We start from the raw sequence: 2,772 nt of genomic DNA on the forward strand, positions 1-2,772 counted from the left end.
GCCTTGAAATCAGGCGAATGGTTCTTTCGTTTCTTCATTCTGGATCACTTCTCTCATCATGCGATCCACCTTAACAACGGGTCCGAAATTCCGCGACCAACTCTCCCTCAACTTGGGAATTAGCGGACCTCAGATTGTAGCTTCCGTCACTGTCTGATTTTTGGGGGGTAGCTCAAGAAATCCGAATGGGCGCCGTACTCTCGCCACTAAAACGAACGAATTCTTTAGTAATTTGTTTCACGCGCATCCCACCGTCGCGGTCGCTATGGACGTTCGTCCGACTTCTGACTAGCTTGACATAAATAGTCCATGGCAATTACTGGAGACAAGTGATGAAAACCTTCTTGCTGCGTTTGGCTACAGCTGTAGTCATACTGCTTCCGTCGTTGTCGGAGGCACAAACGATCCTTACTCGGATTGTGAGCTCCTCTGATGGAAACCAGGTCAAAACCGATTTCACCCGCGAGGATCTCGCGGCATTGCCCCAGACAACGGTCGTGACAGAAAACGACTATGTCGATACCAAAGCAACTTTCACTGGCCTACTCGTCCGCGATCTGTTTGAAGAGGGGTCAATCAAGCCCGACAGCAATCTGGTGCTCACGGCACTAAACGATTACGCTGTTACTATCCCCGCATCTGACGTTCTCGATTACGACGTTATTCTCGCGACAACGATGGACGGCAAGGAGATGTCTGTGCGCGAAAAGGGCCCTGTCTGGATAATCTATCCCATGTCCGACCATGAGAAACTGCGTGACGCAAGTTACAATGACCGCTTGATCTGGCAACTATCGAGCGTCGAGCTGAAGTGAAGCAATCGATGAGGTTTTTCGGCTGGATTTCCGGTTCGGTTATCTTCATTGTTGTCTTGTTTACGGCGCTAACCCTTCAGACTCTGCAAAGCTCCCTGCGCAACATACAAACGATCGAGCGCGGCCAGACAGCGTGGGTCGTCAGTCGCATCGAATTTGAGTATATTCGACTCAACCGGGCCATCCCCGAATTTATGCTTGGCCTGGCGAAAGCTGACGATGTAAGGCAACGTTTCGATATTTTGTGGAGTCGTGTGAATGTCGTCACGACGGGTGCGACAGCCGCGCGTCTCGCGGAATTAAATCTCGATACGTCTGCGGTCACCCGGCTTAGAAACATTTTGCTCGAAACCAACGCCGCAGTTGAGACGCTCGAAGACGGTGATCTTCAGAGTGCAATCGCACTGCGAGATGCCTCTGCCGTTCTCAACTCCGACATCCGCGAATTGACACTCAATGTGCGAAAGGCTTCATCTGATCAGGCTCTCCGAACGCGGCAATCGCTTGTCAGAATATCGCTGCTAGCAAACCTTATGGCCCTCTTGACTGGGCTTACTCTCATTATCACAATCTTTCTTATTGCCATGGATTCGCGCCATAACCGCAAGATTTCGGAGGGAAATATGCTTCTTTTGATTGCATCCAACGCATCGACGGAAGCCAAGACTCAGTTCATCTCGGTTGTGAACCACGAACTACGGACGCCGCTGACGTCTATATCGGGAGCATTGAGTCTTATTCGCGGCGGGGCGGCGGGCGAGATTAACCAAAAAGTATCGCAGCTCCTCGAAATCGCCAGCCGAAATTGTGATACTCTGACAGCGCTTATCGGCGACCTGCTTGAGATCGATAAGGCTCAAGCAGGCAAGCTAGCGCTGACGATGTCCGTCACAAATGTAACCGAGTTGGTCTGCAATTCGATTGTTGCCAATCTCGCCTATGCCGAGAAACATGGTATCCGCCTCGTCCAGTTGCCGAACGAACAGGATTGTTATGCGCAGGTTGATGGTGTGCGGATCATGCAAGTGATTGCAAATCTCCTATCGAATGCAATTAAATTCTCGGAAGCTGGGAGTGAGGTGCAAGTTTCGATCCATTCCGAGGTCGACAGACTGTTTATTGTAGTGAGGGATGAAGGCATAGGTATACCTGAAGCCTCTCTCGATACCATTTTTGAAAGATTTCATCAGGTCGATGGAAAGACGGATCGCAAGGTAGGCGGTACGGGACTTGGGCTCAGCATCGCACGGGGCATCGTCGAGAGCCACGGGGGCAGCCTCACGGTCTCGAGTGAACTCGGCAGCGGCTCAAGCTTCAAAGTGCAGCTTGTGAAAGCCTACCCAGCTCTCAGTGACAATTAACATGCCGGGCTGTGATTCCGGCGTGGTCGTTTGGTAATCCCCCATTTTTAGCGGGGTGCGGTCGTAGAACTTACGTGCCCATTTTCAGGTTCTGGGCGGGAGTGATGCCGCCGATGCCCATGTTTGGGCGGTCGTTTTTGTAAGTACACAACCATTGTTTGGCGTGATCTTGGGCCTGCCATTGGCCAGTAGGCGATTGCCTGCAATCGCCGTAAGGCTCGATGCTTTCGATGATATATTGGTCCAGCCATTCTTGCCTGACAGTGCGGTTGTAACGTTCGATATAGGCGTTCTGCTGCAGCTGACTGGGTTGGATGTGCTGGATGGTAACCCGAGACAATCGCCTGCCCGTGCGGTTGTGACGATATGGTGCGGATTGGCGAAGACCGCAGCGAACGGATCGACGTGGTGCCTGCCCAATACAGGGTGATCGTGACGATCCGCCCGAAATACGCCTGTCCCAAGGGGCGTGCCGGGGTCGTTCAGGCTAAAGCGTTTCTTTTAATTGCCACTGAGAATTGACCCTGCATTTTCACCGAGATCTGACCCACCCAGTTGTTATGTTCTGCGTTTCATGTTGGCGTCAATGCTGCTGT

Annotated in this window: 2 protein-coding genes and 2 pseudogenes; 3 read left to right on the forward strand and 1 reads right to left on the reverse strand. The window is 51.9% G+C overall.

Annotated elements, in window-relative coordinates; translation table 11 throughout:
- The first annotated feature begins 332 nt into the window (after positions 1 to 332).
- Entirely contained in the window at positions 333 to 815 is a 483-nt protein-coding gene (locus BMY36_RS18915; RefSeq protein ID WP_050520614.1) for a putative pterin-binding protein, read from the forward strand.
- Between the two features lie 8 nt (positions 816 to 823).
- A complete protein-coding gene (locus tag BMY36_RS18920) occupies positions 824 to 2,176 on the forward strand; it encodes a sensor histidine kinase (RefSeq protein WP_050520613.1) in 1,353 nt (450 codons plus the stop codon).
- Between the two features lie 70 nt (positions 2,177 to 2,246).
- Here BMY36_RS18920 and BMY36_RS18925 read toward each other — a convergent pair.
- A pseudogene (locus BMY36_RS18925) lies at positions 2,247 to 2,507 on the reverse strand (integrase core domain-containing protein); the annotation flags it as partial.
- On the opposite strand from BMY36_RS18925, the pseudogene BMY36_RS18930 reads away from it, so the two are divergent.
- Positions 2,507 to 2,671, forward strand: a pseudogene (locus BMY36_RS18930) (IS66 family transposase zinc-finger binding domain-containing protein); the annotation flags it as partial. The pseudogenes BMY36_RS18925 and BMY36_RS18930 overlap by 1 nt on opposite strands.
- Between the last annotated feature and the right edge of the window lie 101 nt (positions 2,672 to 2,772).

The organism is Pseudorhodobacter antarcticus (assembly GCF_900110135.1).
Taxonomy (GTDB): Bacteria; Pseudomonadota; Alphaproteobacteria; order Rhodobacterales; family Rhodobacteraceae; genus Pseudorhodobacter; species Pseudorhodobacter antarcticus.

What these genes read in the sequence shown, in the direction of transcription:
- BMY36_RS18915 (WP_050520614.1), top strand. Translation starts at nt 333, where the DNA reads ATGAAAACCTTCTTGCTGCGTTTGGCTACAGCTGTAGTCATACTGCTT.
- BMY36_RS18920 (WP_050520613.1), top strand. Translation starts at nt 824, where the DNA reads ATGAGGTTTTTCGGCTGGATTTCCGGTTCGGTTATCTTCATTGTTGTC.